The organism is Salinivibrio proteolyticus, assembly GCF_001996165.1.
Classification (GTDB): Bacteria; Pseudomonadota; Gammaproteobacteria; order Enterobacterales; family Vibrionaceae; genus Salinivibrio; species Salinivibrio proteolyticus.
This window is the reverse complement of the sequence record NZ_MUFP01000015.1, coordinates 50619-74748: the sequence shown is the minus strand read 5'-3', so window position 1 is coordinate 74748 and position 24130 is coordinate 50619. Positions and strand designations below refer to the sequence as shown.

Annotated in this window: 22 protein-coding genes, 1 tRNA gene and 1 pseudogene; 17 read left to right on the top strand and 7 right to left on the bottom strand. The window is 49.1% G+C overall.

Annotated elements, in window-relative coordinates; translation table 11 throughout:
* Positions 1-3: 3 nt before the first annotated feature.
* The 5 genes from pspB to tyrR all read left to right on the top strand — a co-directional run bounded on the left by pspB (position 4) and on the right by tyrR (position 5024).
* Positions 4-234 (top strand): envelope stress response membrane protein PspB, encoded by a 231-nt coding sequence (gene pspB, locus BZJ19_RS11985; RefSeq protein WP_069588893.1) that lies wholly within the window; start codon positions 4-6, stop codon positions 232-234.
* The gene (gene pspC, locus BZJ19_RS11980) at positions 231-623 is read left to right on the top strand and encodes an envelope stress response membrane protein PspC (RefSeq protein ID WP_077480436.1); all 393 of its coding nucleotides are present in this window, start codon (positions 231-233) and stop codon (positions 621-623) included. The genes pspB and pspC overlap by 4 nt, the downstream gene beginning before the upstream one ends.
* 95 nt (positions 624-718) lie before the next feature.
* Positions 719-2110, top strand: coding sequence for a YcjX family GTP-binding protein (locus tag BZJ19_RS11975; RefSeq protein WP_077675809.1), 1392 nt, complete (start codon positions 719-721; stop codon positions 2108-2110).
* A gap of 11 nt (positions 2111-2121) precedes the next feature.
* On the top strand, positions 2122-3144 hold the full coding sequence (locus tag BZJ19_RS11970; protein WP_077675808.1) for a YcjF family protein: 1023 nt from the start codon (positions 2122-2124) through the stop codon (positions 3142-3144).
* 338 nt (positions 3145-3482) lie between these two features.
* Complete coding sequence (tyrR, locus tag BZJ19_RS11965) at positions 3483-5024, top strand: transcriptional regulator TyrR (RefSeq protein ID WP_077675807.1); 1542 nt, start codon at positions 3483-3485, stop codon at positions 5022-5024.
* Between the two features lie 15 nt (positions 5025-5039).
* On the opposite strand, the gene BZJ19_RS11960 is transcribed toward tyrR, so the two are convergent.
* A complete protein-coding gene (locus BZJ19_RS11960; RefSeq protein WP_235608226.1) occupies positions 5040-5510 on the bottom strand; it encodes a methylated-DNA--[protein]-cysteine S-methyltransferase in 471 nt (156 codons plus the stop codon).
* A gap of 34 nt (positions 5511-5544) precedes the next feature.
* Between BZJ19_RS11960 and BZJ19_RS11955 the strand changes: the two genes are divergently transcribed.
* A complete protein-coding gene (locus BZJ19_RS11955) occupies positions 5545-6159 on the top strand; it encodes a GNAT family N-acetyltransferase (protein ID WP_077675805.1) in 615 nt (204 codons plus the stop codon).
* Positions 6160-6214: 55 nt separating this feature from the next.
* On the opposite strand, the gene pyk is transcribed toward BZJ19_RS11955, so the two are convergent.
* Together pyk and BZJ19_RS11945 are read right to left on the bottom strand one after the other, a co-directional pair.
* Complete coding sequence (pyk, locus tag BZJ19_RS11950) at positions 6215-7660, bottom strand: pyruvate kinase (RefSeq protein ID WP_077675804.1); 1446 nt, start codon at positions 7658-7660, stop codon at positions 6215-6217.
* A 178-nt stretch (positions 7661-7838) separates the two neighbouring features.
* Positions 7839-8693 (bottom strand): MurR/RpiR family transcriptional regulator, encoded by an 855-nt coding sequence (locus BZJ19_RS11945; protein ID WP_069588909.1) that lies wholly within the window; start codon positions 8691-8693, stop codon positions 7839-7841.
* A 322-nt stretch (positions 8694-9015) separates the two neighbouring features.
* Between BZJ19_RS11945 and BZJ19_RS11940 the strand changes: the two genes are divergently transcribed.
* Positions 9016-9855, top strand: a complete 840-nt coding sequence (locus BZJ19_RS11940; protein WP_157891191.1) for an SDR family oxidoreductase — start codon at positions 9016-9018, stop codon at positions 9853-9855.
* A 384-nt stretch (positions 9856-10239) separates the two neighbouring features.
* Here the strand turns inward: BZJ19_RS11940 and BZJ19_RS11935 are convergent, their stop codons facing one another.
* Entirely contained in the window at positions 10240-12948 is a 2709-nt protein-coding gene (locus BZJ19_RS11935) for a DUF2339 domain-containing protein (protein WP_157891190.1), read from the bottom strand.
* Positions 12949-13502: 554 nt separating this feature from the next.
* Here BZJ19_RS11935 and psrA point away from each other — a divergent pair.
* From psrA to BZJ19_RS11910, 5 genes are all read left to right on the top strand, one after another.
* Positions 13503-14174: a TetR family transcriptional repressor PsrA gene (gene psrA, locus BZJ19_RS11930; RefSeq protein ID WP_077675801.1), complete on the top strand. Its 672-nt coding sequence runs from the start codon at positions 13503-13505 to the stop codon at positions 14172-14174.
* 192 nt (positions 14175-14366) lie between these two features.
* Entirely contained in the window at positions 14367-16667 is a 2301-nt protein-coding gene (locus BZJ19_RS11925) for an acyl-CoA dehydrogenase (RefSeq protein WP_077675800.1), read from the top strand.
* Between the two features lie 215 nt (positions 16668-16882).
* Entirely contained in the window at positions 16883-17107 is a 225-nt protein-coding gene (locus BZJ19_RS11920; protein WP_077675799.1) for a hypothetical protein, read from the top strand.
* Positions 17108-17274: 167 nt separating this feature from the next.
* On the top strand, positions 17275-18477 hold the full coding sequence (gene fabV, locus BZJ19_RS11915; protein ID WP_077480425.1) for an enoyl-ACP reductase FabV: 1203 nt from the start codon (positions 17275-17277) through the stop codon (positions 18475-18477).
* 138 nt (positions 18478-18615) lie between these two features.
* A tRNA-Ser gene (locus tag BZJ19_RS11910) sits at positions 18616-18706 on the top strand.
* Between the two features lie 239 nt (positions 18707-18945).
* Here BZJ19_RS11910 and BZJ19_RS17465 read toward each other — a convergent pair.
* Positions 18946-19092 (bottom strand): phage integrase N-terminal SAM-like domain-containing protein, encoded by a 147-nt coding sequence (locus tag BZJ19_RS17465; protein ID WP_420876436.1) that lies wholly within the window; start codon positions 19090-19092, stop codon positions 18946-18948.
* Positions 19085-19225 carry a phage integrase N-terminal SAM-like domain-containing protein gene (locus tag BZJ19_RS17390; protein WP_276526538.1) on the bottom strand — a complete coding sequence of 47 codons (141 nt, stop codon included), beginning with the start codon at positions 19223-19225 and terminating at the stop codon, positions 19085-19087. Before BZJ19_RS17390 ends, BZJ19_RS17465 begins: the two co-directional genes overlap by 8 nt.
* Positions 19226-19603: 378 nt before the next feature.
* On the opposite strand from BZJ19_RS17390, the gene BZJ19_RS11900 reads away from it, so the two are divergent.
* Both BZJ19_RS11900 and BZJ19_RS11895 read left to right on the top strand, forming a co-directional pair.
* The gene (locus BZJ19_RS11900; RefSeq protein WP_157891189.1) at positions 19604-20041 is read left to right on the top strand and encodes a DUF695 domain-containing protein; all 438 of its coding nucleotides are present in this window, start codon (positions 19604-19606) and stop codon (positions 20039-20041) included.
* Positions 20042-20176: 135 nt separating this feature from the next.
* On the top strand, positions 20177-20665 hold the full coding sequence (locus BZJ19_RS11895; protein ID WP_020840814.1) for a hypothetical protein: 489 nt from the start codon (positions 20177-20179) through the stop codon (positions 20663-20665).
* A gap of 377 nt (positions 20666-21042) precedes the next feature.
* Here the strand turns inward: BZJ19_RS11895 and BZJ19_RS11890 are convergent.
* Positions 21043-22148, bottom strand: a pseudogene (locus BZJ19_RS11890) (IS110 family RNA-guided transposase).
* Between the two features lie 136 nt (positions 22149-22284).
* On the opposite strand from BZJ19_RS11890, the gene BZJ19_RS11885 reads away from it, so the two are divergent.
* From BZJ19_RS11885 to BZJ19_RS11875, 3 genes are all read left to right on the top strand, one after another.
* A complete protein-coding gene (locus tag BZJ19_RS11885; protein ID WP_131826402.1) occupies positions 22285-22680 on the top strand; it encodes a hypothetical protein in 396 nt (131 codons plus the stop codon).
* Positions 22681-22829: 149 nt separating this feature from the next.
* Positions 22830-23390 (top strand): SMI1/KNR4 family protein, encoded by a 561-nt coding sequence (locus BZJ19_RS11880; RefSeq protein WP_077675795.1) that lies wholly within the window; start codon positions 22830-22832, stop codon positions 23388-23390.
* Positions 23391-23490: 100 nt separating this feature from the next.
* Positions 23491-24117: a LysE family translocator gene (locus tag BZJ19_RS11875; RefSeq protein WP_045153292.1), complete on the top strand. Its 627-nt coding sequence runs from the start codon at positions 23491-23493 to the stop codon at positions 24115-24117.
* Positions 24118-24130 lie beyond the last annotated feature (13 nt).

The following is a 24130-nucleotide window of genomic DNA, read 5'->3' as shown; positions in this document are numbered from 1 at the left end:
AACATGTCATCATTCTTTTTAGGCATACCACTGGCGATTTTCTTGCTATTCGTCGCCCCGTTGTGGCTGATGCTGCACTATCGTAGTAAGCGTCAAATTGGGCAAGGCTTGAGTGGACAAGATTATGAAACGCTGCAATCACTCGCGCAGCGCGCTGAAAAGCTGCAGACCCGTGTCGATAACCTCGAGCGTTTGCTCGATGCTGAAGCACCCCAATGGAGGCAACGCGCATGAGTCAAACCCTGTATCGTGACCCGGAAAATGGACGCATTGGCGGTGTGTGCGCTGGCATTGCCAATTACTTTGGCATGGAAACTTGGCTAGTACGTATCTTGACGGTTTCTGCGTTTCTGATTGGTTTTGGCTTTTTTGTGATTGTCGCGTATATCGCTGCGATGTTGATCCTCGATAAAAAGCCGATCCAGCCTGATGCACAACCCGATGCGACACCGCAGCCTGAACACCAGGTGAAACAAAAGGCGTGGCAATCGGGAAAGCCGGCGAGCCAACTGATTGCGGATCTGGATCGCGAGTTTAACGCGATGGAAGCAAAAGTTGGCCAGATGGAAGCTTATGTCACCTCCTCGGCATTCAATGTCGACCAAGCCTTTAAAAAGCTGTAAAGCGTTTATGGCTTAACAGCTACACAGAACCTATTCACGCTGTCTCATCGAATTTCTCGCGGGGCAGCGTGGTCATGAAGGAGTCAATCTAACCGATGCCATCAGTGAAAAGGCGCGTAAAGCAGTGGGTGAGCCGCGGGGCTGACCGCCATGTGCGTCTCGCCGTAACCGGTTTATCTCGCGCGGGTAAAACCGCGTTTATTACCTCACTCATTAATCAGCTGACCCATTTAGGCACCCAGCCAAATTTGCCGTTACTGCAACTTGTGCAGCAAGGGCGCGCGCTAGGCGCACGTCGTGAGCCACACCCTCACATGCATCTTCCCGCGTTTGATTATGAAAACGCCATGCATGCCCTGCAAATGACACCGCCGACGTGGCCCTCGCCAACACGAGATGTCAGTGAAGTGAGAGTGGCCGTGCGCTATCGCCCTCAATCTGCCGCCATGCGCGCGCTAAATAATATGGCAACCTTGTATGTCGATATTGTCGATTATCCGGGCGAATGGTTGTTGGACTTACCCTTACTGAGCCAAAGTTACCCCCAGTGGTCGCAAAAGCAGACCAGCATGTTGACGGGGAAACGCGCGGAACTTGCCAAGGCGTGGCAAGCGAAAGCGGCTCAACTGGACCCGCTTGCGCCGGCAGATGAAAAACAATTGGCAGAGGTTGCCGCAAGCTTTACTGAGTTTTTGCATGCTTGCAAAGCGCATGGTGGCTTACATTGGGTTCAGCCGGGACGGTTCGTGTTACCCGGTGAATTAGCCGGCGCGCCGGTCGTGCAGTTTTTCCCTTGGATGGGCGTATTAACTGACGATATCAAAGCCAAAGCGGACAAGCACACTAACTATGGCTTACTAAAGGCACGCTATGACTATTATTGCGAGCACGTAGTCGCTCAGTTCTACCGCGAGCATTTCGCTAAGATCGATCGCCAAGTGATCTTGGTCGATACGTTGCAGCCACTCAATGTGGGGCCGGATGCCTTTCACGATATGCGTTTGGCGGTTGAGCAATTAATGCAAAGCTTTAAATATGGTAAATCTGGGTTGCTCAAGCGGCTGTTTTCACCGCGGATCGATAAAGTCTTATTTGCGGCAACCAAAGCCGATCACGTTACGCCCGAACAACATCCGAATATGGTCAGCTTACTGCAACAAATTGTCCACCAAGCATGGCAACAAGCGGCTTTTGAAGGCATAGAGATGCGCTGCCAAAGTGTGGCATCCGTGGCAGCAACGACGCCCGGATTCGTTGATGTTAAAGGCGCCCAACACGCTGCACTAAAAGGCGAATTGGACGACGGCTCGGGGGTGACATTGTATCCGGGCGATGTGCCAAGCCAGCTTCCCGATGCGGATTTTTGGCAACATCAAGGCTTTGATTTTCCATCATTTAGGCCGCCTCACGTGCCATTAGATGCGCCGTTGCCACATATCCGCATGGACAAAGCGCTCGACTATTTGCTCGGCGATAAATTTCGATAAGAGAGGGTGAGATGACGCAATATAAACCCAAGCAGACGTTTACTCATCATGGCGATAATGATGAGGCGAGTGCCTTTCATGATGTGAAATACCGTGCTGAATTTGATGCACAGGCTGACTTTTTGCCTGAAGCCACGTCGACACTTGAATCTGATCTGGAAACGACGCTGACTCCTACCCGAACGCGTCGCCGTGTGTGGCCTTTTTTGGTGTTACTCGGCGTACTCTTGGCGGTTGTGCAATCCGGGGTGAGTGTGTACCAATCGTGGCAGTCGCAAGATTGGCTGAGCCTAGCGTGGCAAAGCTTGTTGGTGGCGGTGGCCGCGACTGGGCTTGCGGTACTGGGCCGTGAATGGCGAGCCATGCGTAAGTTAGTGCAGCGCGAACAAACCCGCCAATATGCCGAGCAATTACTGGCTTCTGAGTCGGTTGGGCAGGGAGAGATCTTTTGTCGGACGCTGGCTGAGCGCACACAGCAAACCCATACTGCAGGGTTTACTCAGTGGCAAAGCCAAATCACGGCCACGCATAACGACGGTGAAGTCTTGGCCCTGTATGAGCAAAATGTGTTAACCGACCAAGATAAAGCCGCGCGGTTATTGGTGACCAAATACGCGCAAGAAGCGGCACTTATGGTGGCGGTCAGCCCACTTGCGATTGCCGATATGTTGCTGGTGGCGTGGCGCAATTTGCACCTGATGACACGCATTGCGCAGATTTACGGTATTCAATTAGGCGTCAAAGCACGCTTCACTTTGCTAAAAGTGGTGTTAACCAATATGGCTTTAGCTGGTGCCAGTGAGGCGATGACTGATGTTGGCTTTGATGTCCTGTCGGTTAATATGGCCGGTCGCGTGTCAGGACGCGTAGCTCAAGGCTTGGGAATAGGACTGCTGACTGCACGTTTGGGTCTTAAAACCATGACCTTGATGCGTCCGCTGCCTTGGCATGGACAGCCCGCTCCGAGTTTGTCGCAACTTCGCCGCGAGCTGGTTAAACGGCTTTTGGGTAAAGCCGAACGTTCAGCGTCTTAATGGATCGCCCTTGGCCGCGAAATCGTCGCGATGCCAAGGGCTCTAAAGGCTTTAAGAACTGTTAGGTAATTTAACTGTATAATCAAAAATTTACCTAAACGGGTGATGTGCTACAAACGTGATATCAGGTGGCAAAAATCGCATCAGGGCTTGACTGTTTCCGCCAACCCGCTCAAACTCCGCTTCAGTGTCAACTTATCCTGACAGCTAATTCGGCTCCGACAGATAAACTGTTTGACCTCTTACCTAACTGACTGATGAGTCCGTTTTTTTAACCACTCATCCAACGATGTGACGAGCCGGTATTGGGTATCACTGTCAAGTTACAGGAATCCATTATGAGACTGAAAGTCTGTTGTGAAGACAGAATCGGGCTAACGCGCGAACTACTCGATATTTTGGTACGACGTGAAATTGACCTGCGTGGTATCGAGATCGACCAAGTCGGCATTATCTACCTCAATTGCCCTGAAATTGAATTCGAAGCCTTTAGCCAACTGATGTCTGAAATCCGTTTGATTTCAGGCGTGACCGATGTGCGTAAAATCCAGTTTCTGCCTGCCGAACGAGAGCACCGTGAACTGCGCGCATTGCTCGAAAGTCTGACTGATCCTGTGTTCTCGATTAACCTCGATGGTTATATCGATATGGCCAATAAAGCAGCTCTGGATGTGATTAGCTCAAGCGAGCACCAATTAGTGGGCGAGCACGCCAACGGTGTGTTCCCTGATTTTCAATTTTCCCACTGGTTAGAAAAAGAAGAAGCAAGCCAAAGCTGCCGCATGGTCGTGATGGCCGGGCTCGACTTTCTGATGGAAGTGATGCCGGTTCACATCAACGATGAGAGTGATCAACCCGTGCTGGTCAGCGCCGTTGTCCAGCTCAAGCAAGTGGCAATGAACAATACGCCACAAACCGTGTTCCGTACCCCTAGCGATCACGGTTTTGAGCATTTGGTCGGCCAATCTAACAAGTTTAAACAGCTGATTAGTCAAGCGAAGAAACTTGCCATGCTCGACGCGCCATTGTTAATCCAAGGTGAAACGGGCACCGGTAAAGAGATGATCGCTCGAGCCTGTCATCGCCATTCGCTGCGTGCGGACAAGCCGTTCTTATTGGTCAACTGTGTGTCTATGCCGGATAACGCCGCCGAAACCGAATTATTTGGGATGGCGGCAGCGGAAGATGGCGGTACAGCCAAAAAAGGGATCTTTGAGCAAGCCGATGGCGGGACAGTTTTCTTGTATGAAGTCGGTGAAATGAGCCGTCATCTGCAAGTGAAATTATTGCGCTTCATGCAAGATGGCACCTTCCGTCGCGTTGGCGAAGAGCGTGAAATGCACGTTGATGTGCGAGTGATTTGCTCGACACAAAAGAACCTGCCTGAATTGGTCGCGGCGCAGCAATTCCGTGAAGACTTGTTCTATAGGCTTAATGTCTTGTCGTTGACCGTGCCTCCTTTGCGTGAGCGCACCGCGGACGTTATGCCTTTGGCCGAACTATTTATCAAACAGTTTGCCGCCGATTTAGGCCAATCTAAGCCACGGATTGATAGCGCGCTGGCTGATTACCTGACCCATTATGCGTGGCCGGGTAATATTCGCCAGCTCCGCAATATTTTACTTCATGCCATGACGCAAATTGACGCAGAAGTGATGACGATCGACGACGTTCAGCTTCCAGAGATCGAAAATACCCAATTCATCAGTGAAGAGTCATTGGATGGCTCGCTGGATGAGATCATGAAGCGGTATGAATCGGGGATCTTAAATAATCTTTATCGGAGTTATCCGTCGACCCGAAAACTCGCCAAACGCTTGGACGTGTCGCATACCGCGATTGCAAATAAGCTGCGTGACTACGGGATTGGCAAAAAGTAGTTAGCACGACGCGCATTAAGCGGGCCCCTCTAGGGGCTCGCCTTGCTCAAGTGCTAACAAGGCATGCTTGAGCTCAGCGCCATAACGGTAATCACCCACTTGGTGATCCTCGTTAAGGACACGATGGCAAGGGATGATGATGGGAATCGGATTCATGTTGCAGGCCATCGATACAGCACTGAGCATATGTGGCTCGCCCAGTGCAGCGGCCAATTCTCGGTAGGTGCAGGTATCACCATAGGGGATCTGCTGTATTTGCTGCCACAAACGACATTGAAACGGGCTGCCTTCCGGGCACAAGGGCAGTGAAAACTCAGTACGTTGCCCTGAGAGGTACTCGAACAGCTGCGTTTTGTAGCGGTGGAGTGCTCTTGGGTCATGTTGCCACTCACGGCTGGGCTCAAAGGGATGATACACCGACAAGGTCAGCTGTCTTAGTCCGTGTTCGTCCGCCAATAAGCTGATTTGCCCTAGCGGTGTTGTCATGCAGTCAAAAAACATAATCGTTCGGAACCACAGAATGTCTGATCCCAGTATAAGCCGTTTCCCACGTATCATTGTCGATGATTTACGGATTGATGCGATCTGTCACGAAGACGTGACACGTATTGTTCAATACTTCCAACGTAATCGCACTTTCTTGACCCCGTGGGAGCCGACACGCACCGATGGTTTTTATACCGAGCAGGGCTGGAAACGCCGCGTGTTGCAATTGATGGAGCTGCAAAAACACCAGCTGGCTTATTACTTTTTAATCGCGAAGCCAACCTCACCACAGGTGTTAGGCGTGATTTCCTACACCAGCATGATGCAGTATCCGTCCTACTCATGCACGGTGGGTTACTCATTAGATGAGCTCGCTCAAGGACAGGGAATTATGCGGCGCGCGTTATCAGCGACCAACCAATGGCTGTTTGATAACGTGAATATGCATCGCGTCTGCGCCTCTTATATGYCGAAAAACGAAAAAAGCGCCAAGGTGTTAGAAGCGGTTGGGTTTGAGCGTGAAGGGCGTGCGCGCGATTATTTGCTGATTAACGGACACTGGGAAGATCATATCTTAATGGCCCATATTAATCCGCGTTGGCAGCCACCTCGTCTTGAGAGCACGCAAAACGCGACCTCTCTTGGCTAACGGTTGGTGAGGAAAAGGGCGCCGCAGCGCCCTTGGTCATGGCTGATAGCCTTGATTATTTCACGGTCAGAACACGCATCGTATTGGTTGAGCCGATCACTTCCATTTGGTCACCTTGGGTCATAATGACCTGATCCCCTTCATCCAAGAAGCCACCTTCTTTGAGGGTTTGCAGTGCGCGCTCAGCAACTTGCAGGCCTGCTCCGCTATCACTATCAAAGTAAACCGGTGTGACCCCCCGATACAGCGCGGCACGGTTGAGTGTGTGCTCGTGACGTGAGAGCGCGAAGATAGGTTTACCTGACGAAATACGCGACATCATCAAGGCGGTTCGGCCCGACTCGGTCAACGAGACCATGGCTTTCACCCCTTTCATATGGTTCGCCGCATACATGGTCGCCATCGAAACCGTTTCTTCTTGGCTATCAAATTGACGATCCAGACGGTGATTCGACACATTGACGGAAGGCATTTTTTCCGCCCCCACACACACTTCGGCCATCGAGCGAACGGTTTCTACGGGGTATTGCCCCGCAGCGGTTTCCGCAGAAAGCATGACGGCATCTGTTCCGTCGAGGACGGCGTTCGCCACATCCATCACTTCCGCACGCGTTGGCATTGGCGCCGAAATCATCGACTCCATCATCTGAGTTGCTGTGATCACCAAACGGTTCATGCTACGTGCGCGGCGAATCAATTGTTTTTGGACCCCCACCAATTCTGGGTCGCCAATTTCAACACCTAAATCGCCACGTGCCACCATCACGACATCTGATGCTTCGATGATGTCATCAATGCTTGCTTCGCTTGCCACGGTTTCAGCACGCTCAACTTTGGCGACCAATCGCGCCTCAAGACCTGCATCGCGGGCCAAGGTACGCGCGTAATTCATATCTTGACCGTTGCGCGGGAACGAAATGGCTAAGTAGTCCACGCCAATTTTGGCGGCGGTATGAATGTCTTGTTTATCTTTTTCAGTCAGTGCCGGCGCCGATAACCCCCCACCTTTTTTATTGATGCCCTTGTTGTTCGAGAGCTTGCCACCGACCGTCACTTCGGTATGCACTTTCGCGCCGTCTACCGCCAACACTTTGAGTTGAACTCGGCCGTCATCAAGCAACAGGATATCGCCATTGGTCACATCCTGAGGAAGCGCTTTGTAGTCGAGGCCGACTGCATCTTGATCACCCATACCCGGTGATAAATCACCGTCTAGGGTAAACTTATCACCAACGGCCAGTTGGATTGCTCCGTCTTTAAAGGTCGATACACGGATTTTCGGCCCTTGTAGGTCGCCTAAAATACCGACATGACGACCCAATTTGGCCGCAATGGCACGGACCTGTTCGGCACGCTTAATATGATCTTCTGCGCTGCCGTGAGAAAAGTTGAGGCGAACCACGTTTGCGCCTGCCTTAATCACCGCTTCTAACACATCATCTTTATCAGTGGCAGGGCCGAGTGTTGTAACTATCTTGGTTCTTCTCAGTTTTGCAGACATGTTTAACTCCTGTTTTCATTGGGCTACGCCCAGACCGCGCATAGACCTGGATAGTGAGGTGCAACAGCAAAAACATCATGAAGCTCAACGTGCAACCAAGCACATTGCATCCAGTGTAGCGCAGGGAAAGCGTCGATCGTGTGACACAAAAAAGGAGTGCCGTGGGCACTCCTGCGTATTAAGTCAACGACTCTTTGTGAAAGCGTGAATCGCGGATCGCGTCTTTCACACGTTTTAGGTTTTCTCTAAACCCTGGACCGCGGCGAAGCGTAAAGCCAGTCGCGAGCACATCAATGACGGTCATTTGCACGACGCGACTCGCCATGGGCATATAGACGTCGGTATCTTCCGGGACATCAAGCTGAATGGTGTGTGAGCACACTTTATCCAGTGGTGAGTCACGCTGGGTGATGCCGATAACCGTCGCACCGTTTTCACGCGCTAAGTTCGCCACATCCACCAAGCTTTTGGTGCGGCCGGTGTGCGAGATCACCACCACGACGTCCCCATCGTTACAGTTAATACAGCTCATACGCTGCATTACGATGTCGTTGAAGCAAACAATGGGGATGTTAAAGCGGAAAAATTTGTTTTGTGCGTCATGCGCAACTGACGCCGATGCACCGAGACCAAAAAAGGCGATCTTTTTGGCTTGGGTCAGTAAATCCACCGCGCGATTAATTTGGTGGGTATCGATACTGTTTTTCGCGACATCCAAGCAGGCCATGGTGGATTCAAAAATTTTAGCGGTATAAGCGTCAGCACCATCGTTTTCTTCTACGTTACGATTGACGTAGGGTGTCCCGTTCGCGAGGCTTTGCGCAAGGTGCAATTTAAAATCAGGAAAACCCTTGGTGTCGAGTCGGCGACAGAAGCGGTTCACGGTTGGCTCACTCACATCCGCCATCTTAGCCAGTGTGGCAATACTAGAGTGGATCGCTGTTTGTGGTGAGGCAACAATCACCTCAGCAACTTTTCTTTCAGATTTGCTGAAGTTTTCGAGATTTTTTTGTATTTTTTCCAGAGTATTCATTCGAGTTACCGCTTAAGTTCGTGACCAGAATGTAAAACAATCGTGACGTTATCCACGATCCAAATTCGATGTTAACTACGTATATCAACACGGTTTTTGACTACCGTTTCGTGGCATTTAGTCTATCTTCTCGCGCCTGCTAATGACATTATTATGACCATTCGAGCATGAAAACTTTGTCGCCATTCACGCTTTTGGTTATTTCCTTTCAGGATCACGGAATATATTTACAGCGTGAAATAAATAATAGACCAAAATAGGCAAAATAAAGGCGTTGTTATCCATTACATTGAAAAATAATTACGTRACAAAAGGAGTGACTGTGACGGGTTTTAAAATAGGTATTTGTGGCTGTGGTTGGTTAGGCACGTCCTTGGCCAAACAGTTACTGGCTGCGGGCCATCAAGTTGTAGGGACAAAGCGTGATGCGGCTGATGCACGAGCGCTCAGCGAGACGCTTGGGTGCGACGTGGTGCCGTTTGATGTGATGAAACCCGATTACACCTCCGCGGCATCCTTACTTGGCTGTGATATCGTCGTAATCAACATTGCTGCCGGACGGCGGAATGCAGACTTCGGTGCCTATCAAGGGGCTATGACAGCATTTATCGATATATTGTTTGCAGCCGAGGTTAAGCATGTCCTCTTTATTAGCACTACCTCAGTGTATGGTGATTTGAAAGGGCAGGTGACAGAGCAATCGACGCCGGCACCACAGACTGCATCTGGACAGGCACACCATGCGATTGAAGCGCACCTTCGTGCCCATTATGGCGATACCGCTACCGTGCTGCGTCTGGCTGGATTGATTGGTGGAGACCGTCATCCGTCGAAAACATTGGCAGGGCGGAGCGACTTGGCGGGTGCCAATGAGCCAGTCAATTTAGTGCACCGAGCGGATGTAATTAGCACCATTACCGCGATTATTCATCAGCAACAATGGGGACAAACCTTTCATTTGTGTGCAGAGCTTCATCCTCCCAAAGCGACGTATTATCCGTGGGCCGCACGGGAAATGGGCCTAACGCCGCCACAATTTACCGTCAGTGCGGGTGATGGGAAATGGATTGATGCCTCACAGACGTTAGAGACTCTGGGGCTGACGTTGCGATATGGCTCGCCCTATCAAATGATTGCCAATGGTGCTGTTAGCCCAGATTAAACACGGTTAGCGCCGCTAAAAAAAGAAAAGCCCACACAAGGTGGGCAAAAAATAAAGGTAGAGACAAACAAACTCTAAAGTGAGTAGAAAAAGCAGCAGCAGGTCGGAAAGAAAGAGAAATCATGCGCCCTCAATCGCYGAGGGAGATAAGGCATTTCTTACCGATGCACCCATTAGGACTGGGCGAAATTGAAGAAGTTCCTTAGGTTGAGAAAAAGTGGCAATTATTTATTAATCCGCGATTAATTCGGGATTTCCCTCACAAAAAATGCCGGGTCACAGGCTCTTAGCCAAGTAGTTTTTGTTTTTGCCTATCGTTCTTTTTTGTTGGAGGGGGACAGGAAGTGCGCGGGCTCTCCATATTACGAGAATGGGCCCACCACATTATGCTGCCCATTGCCGCTGTTTAAGCCACTGAAACAGCCCACCCAAAGCGACCAAACATAAGCCAAGACCAATGAAGGACATTGCTCGCATCAACCCTTCGAGACTCGCCATATCAATCAAAAATACTTTAAGCACGACGATACCCAATAACCCCATAGCGGCTTGCTGAGCTACCATAGATTCACGCCAGTAACCACCAATCACGCTGAGACTTGCAAGTATTAACCAAACTAAAGAGTAGGAGTATAACTCCCCATCAGCCGTCGGACGGGATAGTACAATGATATCTCCTTGCCAAACTTGTCGGATTAACCCATTGATAAGCAGAAGTGCGGTAAATGTCGCGATGGCGGCGAGTCCATGTCGCCAAACCTGCGCGGAGATGGAGAGCAGTCCTGTTCCCTGTTTTATGAGGTAGAGACAAACGATTGTTGGAACGCCCCAGCACAACCAAAGCCAACTAGAAAAAATGCTTTCTCCTACCGAGATAAGATGTAAGAAGGGATTAAGGGCAATCAACAGCCAAAGTTGGGTGAGAGTTGTCAATCCCAGTAATATGCATGCGCCAGCTCGATATAGCGGCGCAAGGTCACCTGCAATATGGCTCCGATAAAGGTAGACACAGCCCAGTAGTGCCCAGTTCACGCTCATCAGCACCATGCTTTGGAAGGATGCTCCCATACCAAGTAAGTGATCCGTGTTGCTTAACCACAAGGTACAACTCGTTAACCAGATAGCGCCAAGGTGAAGGAGAGCGCCAGCGAGCCAAGGTTCTAAATGTCTATTCGCTGCTATACGTAGTGCAATGTAGAGGATCCCTATTAACACGGGATAGAGCCAAATTGTACTGGGAAGACTGTTAATATGTGACGTGATGACCAACAACATGCTAGCTCGCACGAGCACAATGCTGACCAGTAACTTGATGACCCATGAGGCGAGATTGATGTGGTAGCGCTGAGTCAGCCAAAGCATCGCAACAGCTTGTAATGCTAGAGCGAGCGTTAATGCATGAGAGCTTAGGAGTAATGTCAGTGCCAACGTAAGATGCGCGTTGACACCGCACCAAAGACTGACGCGGATAGTGCTTAGTTGGGCTAAATGATTGTCAGCACGGCCAAAATGACGGGTAAAAACAGCCAGCAATGCCCCAGCGCCCAGTAAGCAGGTCGCCCAAAGCCAAAGAGATGATGAGTACGCAATATCACTTTGCCATACGCGGTTAGTTAGCAAGGCGTTAAAGCTCACCATTAAAGGAAGCGCAATACACGCCAACCAAATAAATAAGATCCGTGTTGGATAGCGCTTACCCATCAATAACCCATACGCAAGCATAATAAGCCCCATTCCGAGGGCTATGTGTTGGGCAAGCTCATCTAGCACGAAACCAGACGTTTGCGTGACCAGCCATAAAGGCGTCCAAAGCAAGGCGAGTACGGGCCAGGCGTCCCAACGAGCTGTCAAGATTGGGCCTATCAATAAGAGCATGACCAACACGATTGCAATAGGTAACCCTGCTAGCAAAGGAGTTGCAAGCATAGCCACCCAAGCGATTGCAGAGGCAGCTAAGATCAATGGAGTATCAGGCCACTGTGCACGGTTGGGTCGTAAATCCCACAGAGCGTTAAAGTTGAGAGCCGGATGCCGAGTTGGGCGCAATATCCAACCCAAACGAGGCACTCCCACCAATAAATAAACGCTGCCGACAAGAAACCCCGCGAAGATATGACTAGGTGCGCCAAAGTGTGCGAATGCCAGCAACCATAATAAGTGGACACCCCACAAACTCGACCAAAGCCATTGCTGACGAGTTTGTAATGCGACATAGGTGGTGGCGGCTGCAACCAGCAAGAAATAACAGGTAAGCAGTAGGTAATGTGGCTCAGCGCTGGAAGAGAATAAAGGGGTAGAGTAGGCGCCAATCAAACCAACAACGGTTAACAACGGGCCAAACCGTAAACCATAAAAAGTGGCAGCTAACGAGATGATAGCAAGCATCCCAACGGCAAGCGTATCAGGGAGAAAACCATAAAGATTGCTCGCCATCAATGTCAGGCCGAATAGACTGACAAAACCACCACTGGCAATCGCAGCAGGTACATAAGTGGGCCAATCAATATTCGTGTGACGACGCAAGAAATCGTGCAGCCATTCGCTGCTGAGGATCAGGCCAATACCAAACAATGCCCCCAGAAAGAGGCGAGCGAGTGGAGGGAAGTACCCCTCACTGATTAGATAAGAGACTAAAAAGAGACCACCTAGCGCCAAGGTACCTGCACCGCTCCATACCAGCCACTGTTGCTTGGCACGCTCAAGCCATACAAGTCGATACCCTTTATCCGTATGTATATCAGTTTCATGGTTTAAGACGGAATTGACTTCGGTTGGTTTTTGCAATGGTTCTTTGTTTTGAGCACCTATCGCAATGCTGTGAGCCTCTCCATCGTTACCCGTCGTGAGGTCGGCATCAGCAGTATCAGGAGTAGAAACGGTAGCTTGGTTAGAATCAGGTTGTTGAGTACGCAGGTCTTGTAATTGCTTCAGGGCTTGACGTGTTGCATCAAGCTCCCTTCGTAACGAGCTTGTTTGAATGAGAGCCACGAGGCCGCACACACTGCCCACCAGCACAATCATGCCGGCAGCGAATAAAAATAACAGCAAAAAGTCCATATCGACGTTAACCAAGCCCGTTGTTATTAAGCGCATACACACTGTACAGCGTGGCATGATTAAGTGGCGTTGTAGTGATAAAAAAAGCTGAAACTTGGGAGCAAGTGCATAAAAAAGCCCACAAGCAACGAGCGAGTGGGCGCAGAAGAAAAGTCTTCTAGAAAAAGCAGTGGCACAGAGTGTGACCGCCATTAATGCGAAAGGGTTCCCAATTTTGCACAAAAAATCGCCTTTTTCTCCTCATTGCATATTGACGTTGCTCTTTTGCTCCCGACATTCAGTGTCATAGCGAGGGCTAGCAGCAGAAATCACCGTCCTATTTTTTACCAACCACCATACGCTATCGACTTGTGCCCTTGTTCTAGCCGGGTTCGAGTGACCCCTCTTTGCCACGGTAAGTCGCCCAAATACATGGCCGCGTGTCGCTCGGAACAGTGCCTACCAAGCGTCTAGCTCATAACACCGATGAACCTATCGCGCTCGATATTCAGGAATGTGATGTTACTCATGTGATGATGGTGTGTTTCTATCTTGTTAAACCTGACGTTGCGTTATAAAGTTAAACAAGCGTTTAATACAGGTGAATGAAAATGGCAGGACGAGGCGAAACCAAAGCAAAAATTCTGGATGCCGCGGAGCAACTCTTCGCCGAGCATGGGTTCAAGGAAACCTCACTTCGAACGATTACCGGCAAAGCAGGCGTTAATCTCGCGTCGGTGAACTACCATTTTGGGGATAAAAAATCACTGGTTCGGGCGGTATTAAGCCGTTATCTCGAGGCCTTTATGCCCGCACTCGGAGAGCAACTGCAAGCGCTACTCAGTGAGCCCCATTGCACGATGGAACAAGTGTTTGCCTGTGCAAAACAACCTGTGCTTGCCCTTGATAAGTATCGCCCGCATGGCGCCGCGACATTTATGCAGCTAATTGGACGTGGCTACAGCGATGTGCAAGGCCACCTGCGTTGGTTTATTACCACCCGCTATGAGCATGTGCTCTCATTGTTCAATCAAGCGGTCCGCAAAGCCAATCCAGACCTTACGTCAGAGGCGGTTTTTTGGCACTTACATTTCACCTTGGGCGCGGCGATTTTCACTATGGCGTCGAGTGAGGCATTGCGCGACATCGCCGAAAACGATTTTGGACGCTCGTTAGATTCAGAAGCGATCGTTGACCGACTTATTCCGTACCTAGCAGCAGGGATGAACGCCAAACCAAGACAAGCGTCGCAAGATAACATCGTGGCATTTGCCGCAGAGTAACGCGCGATTACCTTTGGGCTGATGGCGAAAAAATAAGCGCAAGGGACAGTCAAACAGCGATGGGATTTAAGCCGTGCATCGCGCTGTTGTAACAACCCGTAAGCGGCACCCTAAGTGCCAAGTGAAAACCCGTTCTGGTCGCACAATAACACCAAAAAGAGTGCAACCATGATCAACAAAAGGACCTGAATCATGAGCTCTCAAACGTCAATGCGTCGATCACTGATTAGTGATAAAGCGTTTTCTTTCTTCAAAAAGGTACTGCCGCCGCTATCAGCGACCGAGCGTGAGGCGATGGAAGCCGGTAGCGTATGGTGGGACGGCGAGTTGTTCTCCGGCTCGCCAGATTGGCAAACCCTACACCAGTACGGCAAGCCATCGCTAACCGCAGACGAGCAAGCCTTTATCGATAACCAGCTGGAAACGCTGCTTGCGATGCTCGACGATTTTAAAATCGTTCAAGAGCAAAAAGACTTGCCGGAAGAAGTGTGGGAATACCTCAAAAAAGAGCGCTTCTTTTCACTGATCATCCCCAAAGAATACGGCGGTCTCGCGTTCTCGGCACTTGCCAACTCGACGATTGTATCGCGCATTGCCACTCGCAGTTTAAGTGCCGCGGTAACCGTGATGGTGCCAAACTCCTTGGGGCCGGGTGAGCTATTGACCCACTATGGTACTCAAGAGCAGCGCGATTACTGGTTGCCTCGCTTAGCGGATGGCCGTGAAGTGCCATGTTTTGGCCTGACAGGCCCAGAAGCCGGTTCGGATGCGGGAAGCATTCCTGACCGTGGCGTGGTGTGCATGGGCGAATACGAGGGCAAAGAAGTGCTGGGTATTCGCTTAAGCTGGAACAAGCGTTACATTACTCTCGCGCCGGTGGCCACTGTGGTTGGTCTGGCATTTAAACTGGACGACCCTGACGGCATGCTCGGCGAGAAAAAAGAGCTCGGGATCACCTGTGCGTTGGTGCCTGCGGATCATCCCGGCGTTGAAATTGGTGACCGCCATAACCCGCTCAACATGGCGTTTATGAATGGTACCACCAAGGGCGAAGATGTCTTTATCCCTATCGATTGGGTTATTGGGGGCAAAGACTATGTCGGTCGCGGCTGGCGAATGCTGGTGGAATGCTTATCAGCAGGGCGCGGTATCTCCTTACCGGCGTTGGGTACGGCGGTGGGCCATTTGGCTAGCCGAACCACGGGTGCATACAGCTATGTGCGTAAACAGTTCGGGATGCATATTGGTCGCTTTGAAGGAGTAGCCGAAGCATTAGGACGGATGGGCGGATTGACCTATTTGCTCGAATCGACCCGCACGTTGACCACCACGGCGCTCGACAAAGGTGAGAAGCCTGCAATTATCACCGCGATCTCGAAATACCACATGACAGAGCTGGCGCGCACTATCTTAAACGATGCCATGGATATTCATGCTGGGCGTGCAATCCAGTTGGGGCCACTTAACTATATTGGTCATCACTACTTTGGGATTCCGGTCGCGATCACGGTAGAAGGGGCCAATATTTTGACCCGTAACCTGATGATCTTTGGTCAAGGGGCGACTCGCTGTCATCCATACGTACTCAAAGAAATGGAAGCGGCGGCGAACCCTGACCAAGAAGCTGGTGCGCAAGCGTTCGATAAATTGCTGTTCAAACATATCGGTCACGCGAGTAAAAACAGTGTGTTGGGCTTAGTTAACGCGCTAACCGGCTCCCTGACCAATCGCGCGCCAGTGAGTGGCGAAACGGCAAAATACTACCGTCACCTGACACGAATGAGCCGAGCATTGGCTGTGACCACCGATGTTGCCATGTTGGCCCTCGGCGGTGAGCTGAAACGCCGTGAAATGCTCTCAGCCCGTTTGGGTGATGTGTTAAGTCATCTTTATATGGCTTCTGCAGTACTGAAGCGCTTTGAAGATGAAGGGCGCCCGCGTGCTGATTTGCCAATGGTGCATTATGGGTTGCAATACTGTTTAGCTCAGTGTGCAAAAGCCTTTGATGGTGCATTTAATAACTTCCCACGTAACGGTGTGGGTCGTAGCTTACGTGTACTCCTCTTCCCGCTAGGCATGCACTACAAAATGCCATCGGACAAATTGCTCAACCACATTGCCGAGCAACTGATGACACCAAGTGCGGATCGCGATCGCTGGACACACATTTGCTATGTGGGTGACAAGCCTGAAGATCCTGTTGCCGTGATGGAGCGTGCCTTTGTAGCAATGTGGGAATCACGCGATACCGACAAGGCGTTGATCAAAGCCGCCAAAGCGAAGCAAATCGACGGGAAAGCCAGCTTGGCTGATCGCTCACAGCAGGCCGTGGATCAAAACATCATGACCGCGCAAGCACGAGAGAAACTGCTTGAGGCTGATGCGCTACGTGCATATGCCGTGCAAGTTGATGATTTTAAAGCGGAGTGGTTTGCATCTAGCCAGCTAGAAGGTGGTGCGATTAAAAAGCCGAACCCAAACAAAGCGGCTTAACTGCAAAGAAAACCGCACCATGACGACAAAAAGCGCTTGCTTCGGCAGGCGCTTTTTTATGAGACAGCGCTTACTATGACTGCACCAGCCAGTGTGATTCATGTCACATAAATGATGCAAGTCTGCTCTTTTTTACTTATTATGTTCCTTTGCAGTGTCGTGATGGCAAGACGCCAACATCGATCAAGCGTATCGAACTAAAGAGGTAAGTCACTGTGAGTAAAACCCATCAACCACTAGATACAGACGCGAGCTCAACCCCAACACGCCCTAAATTTGGCTTAACCGGTAACATTGCGTTTAACTGGGGCCAGCACATTTTCTCGAATGCGTGGGAGCAAAGTGGCAATAAAGAAAACGAGCAAGACAATGATAAATTCATCTCGCCGAACCCTTATGCCTCTTGGTTTATGTATTGGCCGCTTAACCGCCGTCGTTAAGGGCGCGTCTTTGCGCCATTTCGGTGGCGCTGATCGCGATCTCGTCCACTAATCTTGTCTGCAACACCTCCAACCACTGGATATTTTCGTCATTTTTCCGCAAAAGGGGATGCATAGGTCGGCGTTAGTAATTATCCTTAGCCTCAATTTTGTGAGGGACGTTGAATATGATCATCAAACCTAAAATTCGCGGATTTATCTGTACGACCACCCATCCGATCGGCTGTGAAGCCAATGTAAAAGAACAAATTGACTACACCAAAGCGCAAGGCCCGATTGCCAATGCGCCTAAGCGTGTCTTGGTGGTAGGGGCATCCAGCGGTTATGGCTTGTCCTCACGCATTGCGGCTGCCTTCGGTGGCGGTGCGGCAACCATTGGTGTGTTCTTTGAAAAACCAGGCACCGAGAAAAAGCCTGGCACCGCTGGCTGGTACAACTCTGCCGCATTCGACAAGTTTGCCAAGCAAGAAGGCCTGTATTCCAAAAGCCTGAACGGCGATGCGTTCTCGCATGAAGCTAAGCAAAAAACCATTGATTTGATCAAACAAGATTTGGGGCAAATCGATATGGTTGTCTATTCGCTGGCCTCGCCAGTGCGCAAGCTACCTGACAGCGGCGAGCTGGTGCGCTCATCACTCAAACCAATCGGTGAGACCTATACCTCAACCGCCGTTGACACCAACAAAGATGAAATCATCGAAGCCAGTGTCGAGCCGGCTACCGAGCAAGAAATTCAAGATACCGTCACCGTGATGGGCGGTGAAGACTGGGAGCTTTGGATTAACGCGCTGAACGACGCCGGTGTATTGGCTGAAGGCTGCAAAACCGTAGCGTACAGCTATATCGGTACCGAGCTCACTTGGCCTATCTACTGGGAAGGTGCGCTGGGTAAAGCGAAAATGGACCTCGATCGCGCTGCAAAAGCGCTGAACGATACGCTCTCGACAAAAGGCGGTAGTGCCAACGTCGCCGTATTGAAAAGCGTGGTCACCCAAGCGAGCTCGGCTATTCCAGTTATGCCGCTTTATATCGCCATGGTATTCAAAAAAATGCGTCAAGAGGGCGTCCATGAAGGTTGCATGGAGCAAATCCATCGCATGTTCACCCAACGCCTCTATAAAGACGATAACAGCGCCCCAGAGGTAGACAGCGAAAACCGCCTGCGTTTAGATGACTGGGAACTGCGTGACGATATTCAGCAGCACTGCCGTGACTTGTGGCCACAGATCACCACTGATAACCTCAGTGAGCTGACTGACTACAAAGAATACAAAGCTGAATTCCTAAAACTGTTTGGTTTTGGTGTTGAAGGCGTAGACTACGAGGCAGACATCAGCCCCGTGGTTGAATTTGATGTCGAAAACATCTAAAACGGTGTAAAGACACACTAAAGAGGTCAGCCTAATTCTGGCCTCTTTTTTATTGGCTGAAACCTGACCAAACGCACCGCGAATATTGGTTTTTTACTTTACAAGCCAACGGGAAACCCATACTATACGCCGCGTTCCGGAGGGATGGCTGAGCGGTTGAAAGCACCGGTCTTGAAAACCGGCAAGGGTTAATAGCCCTTCTAGGGTTCAAATCCCTATCCCTCCGCCACATACCGAAAAGCCGCTGAGAAATCAGCGGTTTTTTTCGTTTTCTGCCCCGCAATCATGCAAATCCTGACATTGCCAACATTTTAGACGCCTCTGTCTAAACACCTTTCTCATGCTCTGGTAGTCTACGTCCCTTAAATATCTCCCGCACATGGTCTTTTGGATGCCGCCAACCGAAGGGCGGTAGCGTGGACGTTAAAGCAAATCCATTGGGCCTTTTGTACCGCACGATTTAAGGCTTTACGCAATCTTACCTAGCGGCTGGTTTAAAAACTGGTTGTAAAGAAAGGCTAATGCATTGAGAGCTACCTTTTGTGTGTTCGGTGAAACTTGCTGCGCATTCGCCAAATAAGACAGAAACGTTTTTACATCCTCGTCACTAAGCATCTGTAGGATGCTGCTTATGATGGAAAAGGATAAATCGACGTACCCAGTACAAGTAATTTTTCTCGGTTTTGATCGCATAGCCTCGTCGCCTAATCTCATGCTGAAGGCTTGCCATAAAAGGACTTTTGGTCATGATCTTTTCCCTCCATCTAAGACTGTATATTCATACAGCCTATCGGTAAGGAAAGCCAAATAGTGTGCACACTTTTTCGAGACACATTCACATTATCGCCGAAAGACAAAATATTAGTTAAATATAATCAATGAGTTACAAATTCGCCTTTGAGGATAGTGTGAACGCCTTGTCCGGGATAGGCGGCGTGCACACTTTCGCAGACAAGGTGATTGCTTCAAGCGTTAAAAATGTGTTTAATCATAAGTAGTTAGATAAAAAAAGGTGCGTATAACGGTTTGGGAAAATCGAGCGCGCGCACTAATACAATGTTATATTCCTTCGAGAGAGTCATAGAGATTGAGAACATTTAACACACTTTTAATTTGGTTGATGATTATGTCTAGTGCAGTTGCCGAAAACATATATTTCACTGCAACAGGGGAGCAAGAAGGAAGGCCTGTCATTTATAGGAGTATGCAGAGCGTTCCCGAAGGTGAAAAGGAGGCAGATTTCCCTACTTTGATAAATATATATTGGCCATTTGAAAAGGAAGAAAATAATGGCATGCCTGATCAAAGTACAAATGACAAGCAAGTCGCCTTCGAGGATGCAATCGCGCCCCTAGACGTAAACGGTACTTCACATTTAATGCTGGTTGTTACTGGCAATGGACGTAAAGAATGGATCTGGTACGTTAAAGACTCTAAAGAATGGGTGGGTAAACTTAACGAGCTTTTAGCTGGGCACGATGTATACCCGATACAAATTGAGATGGAGAATGACCCCAAATGGTCTACCTATCATAACTTTGTTTCGGGCGTAAAAGGAATATAACAAATTGCTGCACGCGGACACATACTGCTACGCTCGTTTTTGTGCCTATCGCTGCGCTCCATTTTACACAAAAACGCTCTCCGCAGTATGTTCCGGTGAGCAAGGCGTTAAATGTAAATGGAGATAATTTAGTAAATGTCGAAATCCCCCTATTTAAAAAATCACAACCGGTTAGGTAATGTTATTTCAGCTATCCAAGTTATGGGTAAGTATGGGTTCTATAAGCTTGATTATGCTGGCTGGGCGATGAGAATTACAGGTGATGAAAATAATGCAGATTATTGGAAAACGATATTTGAAGAGCACCCAGAGTTTTTTCGTGTTGACGGAGAAGGTAAAAAGGTTTCTTTAGCTTGGAGGCGAAGCTATCGAAAACGATATAATGTTGATGAACAAAGAGATTTGAGTTTTCAAGAATTTAATGCGCTGAATGATGAAGAGAAAAAGAGAATCTCACGAACGCCGCTTAGTGGAGAAGAAATAACCGTTCTTATTCAAACTGCCATTGAACTTCATTCTAGAGCTATTGAACAAAATAAGGAATATAGATGGCTATCTAATCCATTATTGAGCATTCTAGGTGGTGTTCTTGCTGCTTTTATTGGATGGTTGGCCAAAGGTTGATTTACATTTAACAAACAATTTAAGAGTGATTCAGCACGCTTGGCATTTTTGGTTTGGGTCAAGTTCAGTGTTTTCGGTGGTCAAATTAGGTGTCGTGGTCGCGTGCTTCACACCTTAATTGGGCTACATGGATTCCCCCGTTCGTCAAGCATCCGCGAAGCGTATTGAGTTTGGTTTGGACTGCCGCTCTACATTCGGCCTTTTACTGACTCACGTCATGGCCCTGATGACATTGCGCGGTTGCAGTGCCTAATTCGTTAGAAGGCATCAAGGTGCCCGCTGCATTAACAGGCTCTCTGCAAATGGTCTTCACCGATACTCATCAACTTGCGTGTGCAATGACCCGGTTGGTGTATTCTCCTTACGACAGCGACGAGTTAGGCCGCGTAGTCTTGATAATCCGTTTGATGGTGCAATAACGTCCACACAATACGTGCATTTTTGGCTGCGAGAGCGACAATGGCGCGGTTCATGCCACGTCGCTCAAGGATATTTCGCCCCCAAACACTGAGTCTATCTTGCTTATCGCCTAGGTTCGTGATGACGGCTCTCGCGCCATGCACTAAGAGTGTTCTGAGATATTTATCTCCTCGTTTACTAATACGACCTAATCGAGGCTTTCCTCCGGTTGAGTACTGTTTGGGCACTAATCCAAGCCAAGCCGCAAAGTTTCTACCGGAATCAAACTGCTCGCCTTTTCCGATAGTGGCGATAATCGCTGTTGCTGTTTGTGGACCAATGCCGCGAACATTAAGAATACGCTGGGCATTAGGACTGGCCTTGGTCACCATATCGAAACACTGCTCGGTATCGTCGATACGCTGATTAAGTGTTTGTAGGTGGTCAAAACAATCTGCCACGACAGCACGAGCAATATCAGGCAGGCCATTTTCTGCTGCCTCGAGAATAAGTGGTACTTGACGGTGAACGGCGGCTCGTCCTGTTGGANACGAGCAATATCAGGCAGGCCATTTTCTGCTGCCTCGAGAATAAGTGGTACTTGACGGTGAACGGCGGCTCGTCCTGTTGGAATAATAATGCCGAACTCTGCCAGTAATGCACGAATACGATTAATGAGGGCGGTACGTTCATTGACCCAATGTTCACGTACACGATGAATGGCGAGAATCGCTTGGCGTTCGGGTGATTTAACAGGAATGAAACGGCTGTTTGGACGCTGAACAGCGTCACAAATGGCAACGGCATCGTTCAGGTCATTTTTTCCTCTTGTGCGATAAGGACCGACGTACTTTGCGGCCATGATGCGGGTATCGTGGCCGAGCTTGTTGAATTCTCTGGCCCAATAATGTGCCCCACTGCAGGCCTCAATGCCTATGCACATCGTAGGCATATTTGCTAATGTAGCCAATAGCTTAGCGCGTGAAACAGATTTATGGAGAATGACTTTTCCGTGGTCATCCACCGCGTGAAGAGAAAAGTGGTGCTTGGCGAGATCAACGCCACAAAAGAATTGAGTAGACATGGTTACCTCCGGTAATAAAGGCCGCACCTAAGTTTGGCAGATCTTCAAGAGGGGGAATCCATGTCATTCGTTAGGAATTTATATGAGATACACAACGAACTGTCAATTTCACAATTTGGATTTCCACGATAGCCCAGTGTCAAAAATTGATATTGAGAAGGGATGCATTCGTGTTTATTTAGAGTTCGCGAATATTCTGCGTGAGCACGTTGATAATCCTCATTCTGTAGCGAAGTGTATAGATAATTGTGTCCTGACTTTTCATGGTGTTACTAAGAGTCTTGCTTCTGTTTACAACGATGAGACTAAAATATTCGAAGAGCATCAGCATCCAAAAGCACCTATTGACAAAGAAATATTAGAGGCAATAAGTAGTGTAAATGAAGAAGGGGTAGTGTTGTCTTATACCCTAAAGGGCTTTCATTCAACAGGTTGGACTGAGTGGCATATTACAAGTAGTAGGTTTGAACTTTCTTGGAGTAACTACTCGCAAGATGCATGGTTTGTTGACTGGCCTCCGAAAAGCTCGTAGGTCATATTGGCTATAGCGTTGAATAAATGCCTAACAAGACGCTCCAATGGAAGCATTACCGTCCGGCGTTTGTGGTATAAAGTAATGAAATTATTGAAAGTTCAGTGGGTGCTCCATTGAGCTTTGCGCTAGACACACAAGGAGACGAGATGGAGCAGACATGGAAGAAGTTTGAAGAATGGCTGGCGCAACATTGGCCCGAAGGTCTGTCTCGCCTAAATCCTCCGGCGACTGACGAGCAAATTTCAGAACTTGAACGACAGCTTGAAATTAAGCTTCCGCTCGATTTTGTCGCTTGCCTCAAAGTCCACAATGGCCAAGACGGATTTTTGTCATTTTTCGATGGTATGGAGTTCTTGTCGTGCGAAGAAATCTATAGCCAGTGGGCTGTCTGGAAAGAGTTACTGGATGCTGGTGAGTTTAAAGACACTTTCTCCGAGCCCGACAAGGGAATCAAGAATCATTGGTGGAACTCAAAGTGGATCCCTTTCACGCATAACGGTGGCGGTGACCACCTTTGCCTAGACCTCGATCCTTCAGAATCGGGATCTATCGGACAGGTAATCACCATGTGGCATGACATGGAGGCCAGAGAATTGCAGGCTAAAACCTTCGGAGATTATTTCCAAGGGTATGTCGCTGGCGTTCTTTCAGGTCAATACGTCTACGCTGAAGAATATGGCGGCCTCATCAATGCCGACGATGTCTAACAATCAGCTGCACGGCGACCGTTTTTCCGCTGCTTCGCAGCTCCAAACCGGCGCGTGAGCCGGGCATTATGCCACAGCCAGAAAATATGGAGAAAAGGAAATGGATCTTAATTCACTACTACTGTTTATAGTCGCTTGTCTTGCTATCAATATGATACCAGGGCCAGACGTTATCTATATTGTTTCAAACACAATGAAAGGTAAGTTGGTCACTGGGTTCAAAGCTGCAATGGGACTTGGTGTAGGTTATTTTGTTCATACTTTAGCAGCTTCATTAGGATTATCTGCAATTATCCTCAGCTCAGCGGTAGCTTTTAGCGCAGTCAAATGGTTGGGTGCCGCTTATCTAGTCTATTTGGGTGTTCAGTCGTTACTTTCAATGTGGCGTGGGGGTAGCACATTGAAAGTAAGTGAAAGCGTTGAAAGTGACAAAAATGTATTTGTACAAGGCGTAATTGTTAGTGTATTAAACCCGAAAGTTGCACTGTTCTTCCTTTCGTTCCTGCCTCAGTTTATTGACACATCATCAGGTTCGGCTTCGATGCAATTATTGTGGCTTGGTTTGTTATTTAGCGTACTGGCTACAATGTGTAATATCCTGTATGCGTCAGTAGGTAGTTGGGTCTTTAGTCGCCCGAATTCTCAACGCTACTCACGAGGGCTAGAGGGCGTATCTGGTGTTTTACTTATTGGGCTAGCAAGCAAAGTTGCGATCAGCGATCGCTAGTGGCATAACAAAC

Bases quoted from the DNA above. Each gene is read 5' to 3' on its own strand.
- pspB (WP_069588893.1), top strand. From the start codon at position 4: ATGTCATCATTCTTTTTAGGCATACCACTGGCGATTTTCTTGCTATTC.
- pspC (WP_077480436.1), top strand. From the start codon at position 231: ATGAGTCAAACCCTGTATCGTGACCCGGAAAATGGACGCATTGGCGGT.
- BZJ19_RS11975 (WP_077675809.1), top strand. From the start codon at position 719: ATGCCATCAGTGAAAAGGCGCGTAAAGCAGTGGGTGAGCCGCGGGGCT.
- BZJ19_RS11970 (WP_077675808.1), top strand. From the start codon at position 2,122: ATGACGCAATATAAACCCAAGCAGACGTTTACTCATCATGGCGATAAT.
- tyrR (WP_077675807.1), top strand. From the start codon at position 3,483: ATGAGACTGAAAGTCTGTTGTGAAGACAGAATCGGGCTAACGCGCGAA.
- BZJ19_RS11960 (WP_235608226.1), bottom strand. From the start codon at position 5,510: ATGACAACACCGCTAGGGCAAATCAGCTTATTGGCGGACGAACACGGA.
- pyk (WP_077675804.1), bottom strand. From the start codon at position 7,660: ATGTCTGCAAAACTGAGAAGAACCAAGATAGTTACAACACTCGGCCCT.
- BZJ19_RS11945 (WP_069588909.1), bottom strand. From the start codon at position 8,693: ATGAATACTCTGGAAAAAATACAAAAAAATCTCGAAAACTTCAGCAAA.
- BZJ19_RS11935 (WP_157891190.1), bottom strand. From the start codon at position 12,948: ATGCGCTTAATAACAACGGGCTTGGTTAACGTCGATATGGACTTTTTG.
- psrA (WP_077675801.1), top strand. From the start codon at position 13,503: ATGGCAGGACGAGGCGAAACCAAAGCAAAAATTCTGGATGCCGCGGAG.
- BZJ19_RS11925 (WP_077675800.1), top strand. From the start codon at position 14,367: ATGAGCTCTCAAACGTCAATGCGTCGATCACTGATTAGTGATAAAGCG.
- fabV (WP_077480425.1), top strand. From the start codon at position 17,275: ATGATCATCAAACCTAAAATTCGCGGATTTATCTGTACGACCACCCAT.
- BZJ19_RS17465 (WP_420876436.1), bottom strand. From the start codon at position 19,092: ATGCTTAGTGACGAGGATGTAAAAACGTTTCTGTCTTATTTGGCGAAT.
- BZJ19_RS17390 (WP_276526538.1), bottom strand. From the start codon at position 19,225: ATGACCAAAAGTCCTTTTATGGCAAGCCTTCAGCATGAGATTAGGCGA.
- BZJ19_RS11900 (WP_157891189.1), top strand. From the start codon at position 19,604: ATGTCTAGTGCAGTTGCCGAAAACATATATTTCACTGCAACAGGGGAG.
- BZJ19_RS11895 (WP_020840814.1), top strand. From the start codon at position 20,177: ATGTCGAAATCCCCCTATTTAAAAAATCACAACCGGTTAGGTAATGTT.
- BZJ19_RS11880 (WP_077675795.1), top strand. From the start codon at position 22,830: ATGGAGCAGACATGGAAGAAGTTTGAAGAATGGCTGGCGCAACATTGG.
- BZJ19_RS11875 (WP_045153292.1), top strand. From the start codon at position 23,491: ATGGATCTTAATTCACTACTACTGTTTATAGTCGCTTGTCTTGCTATC.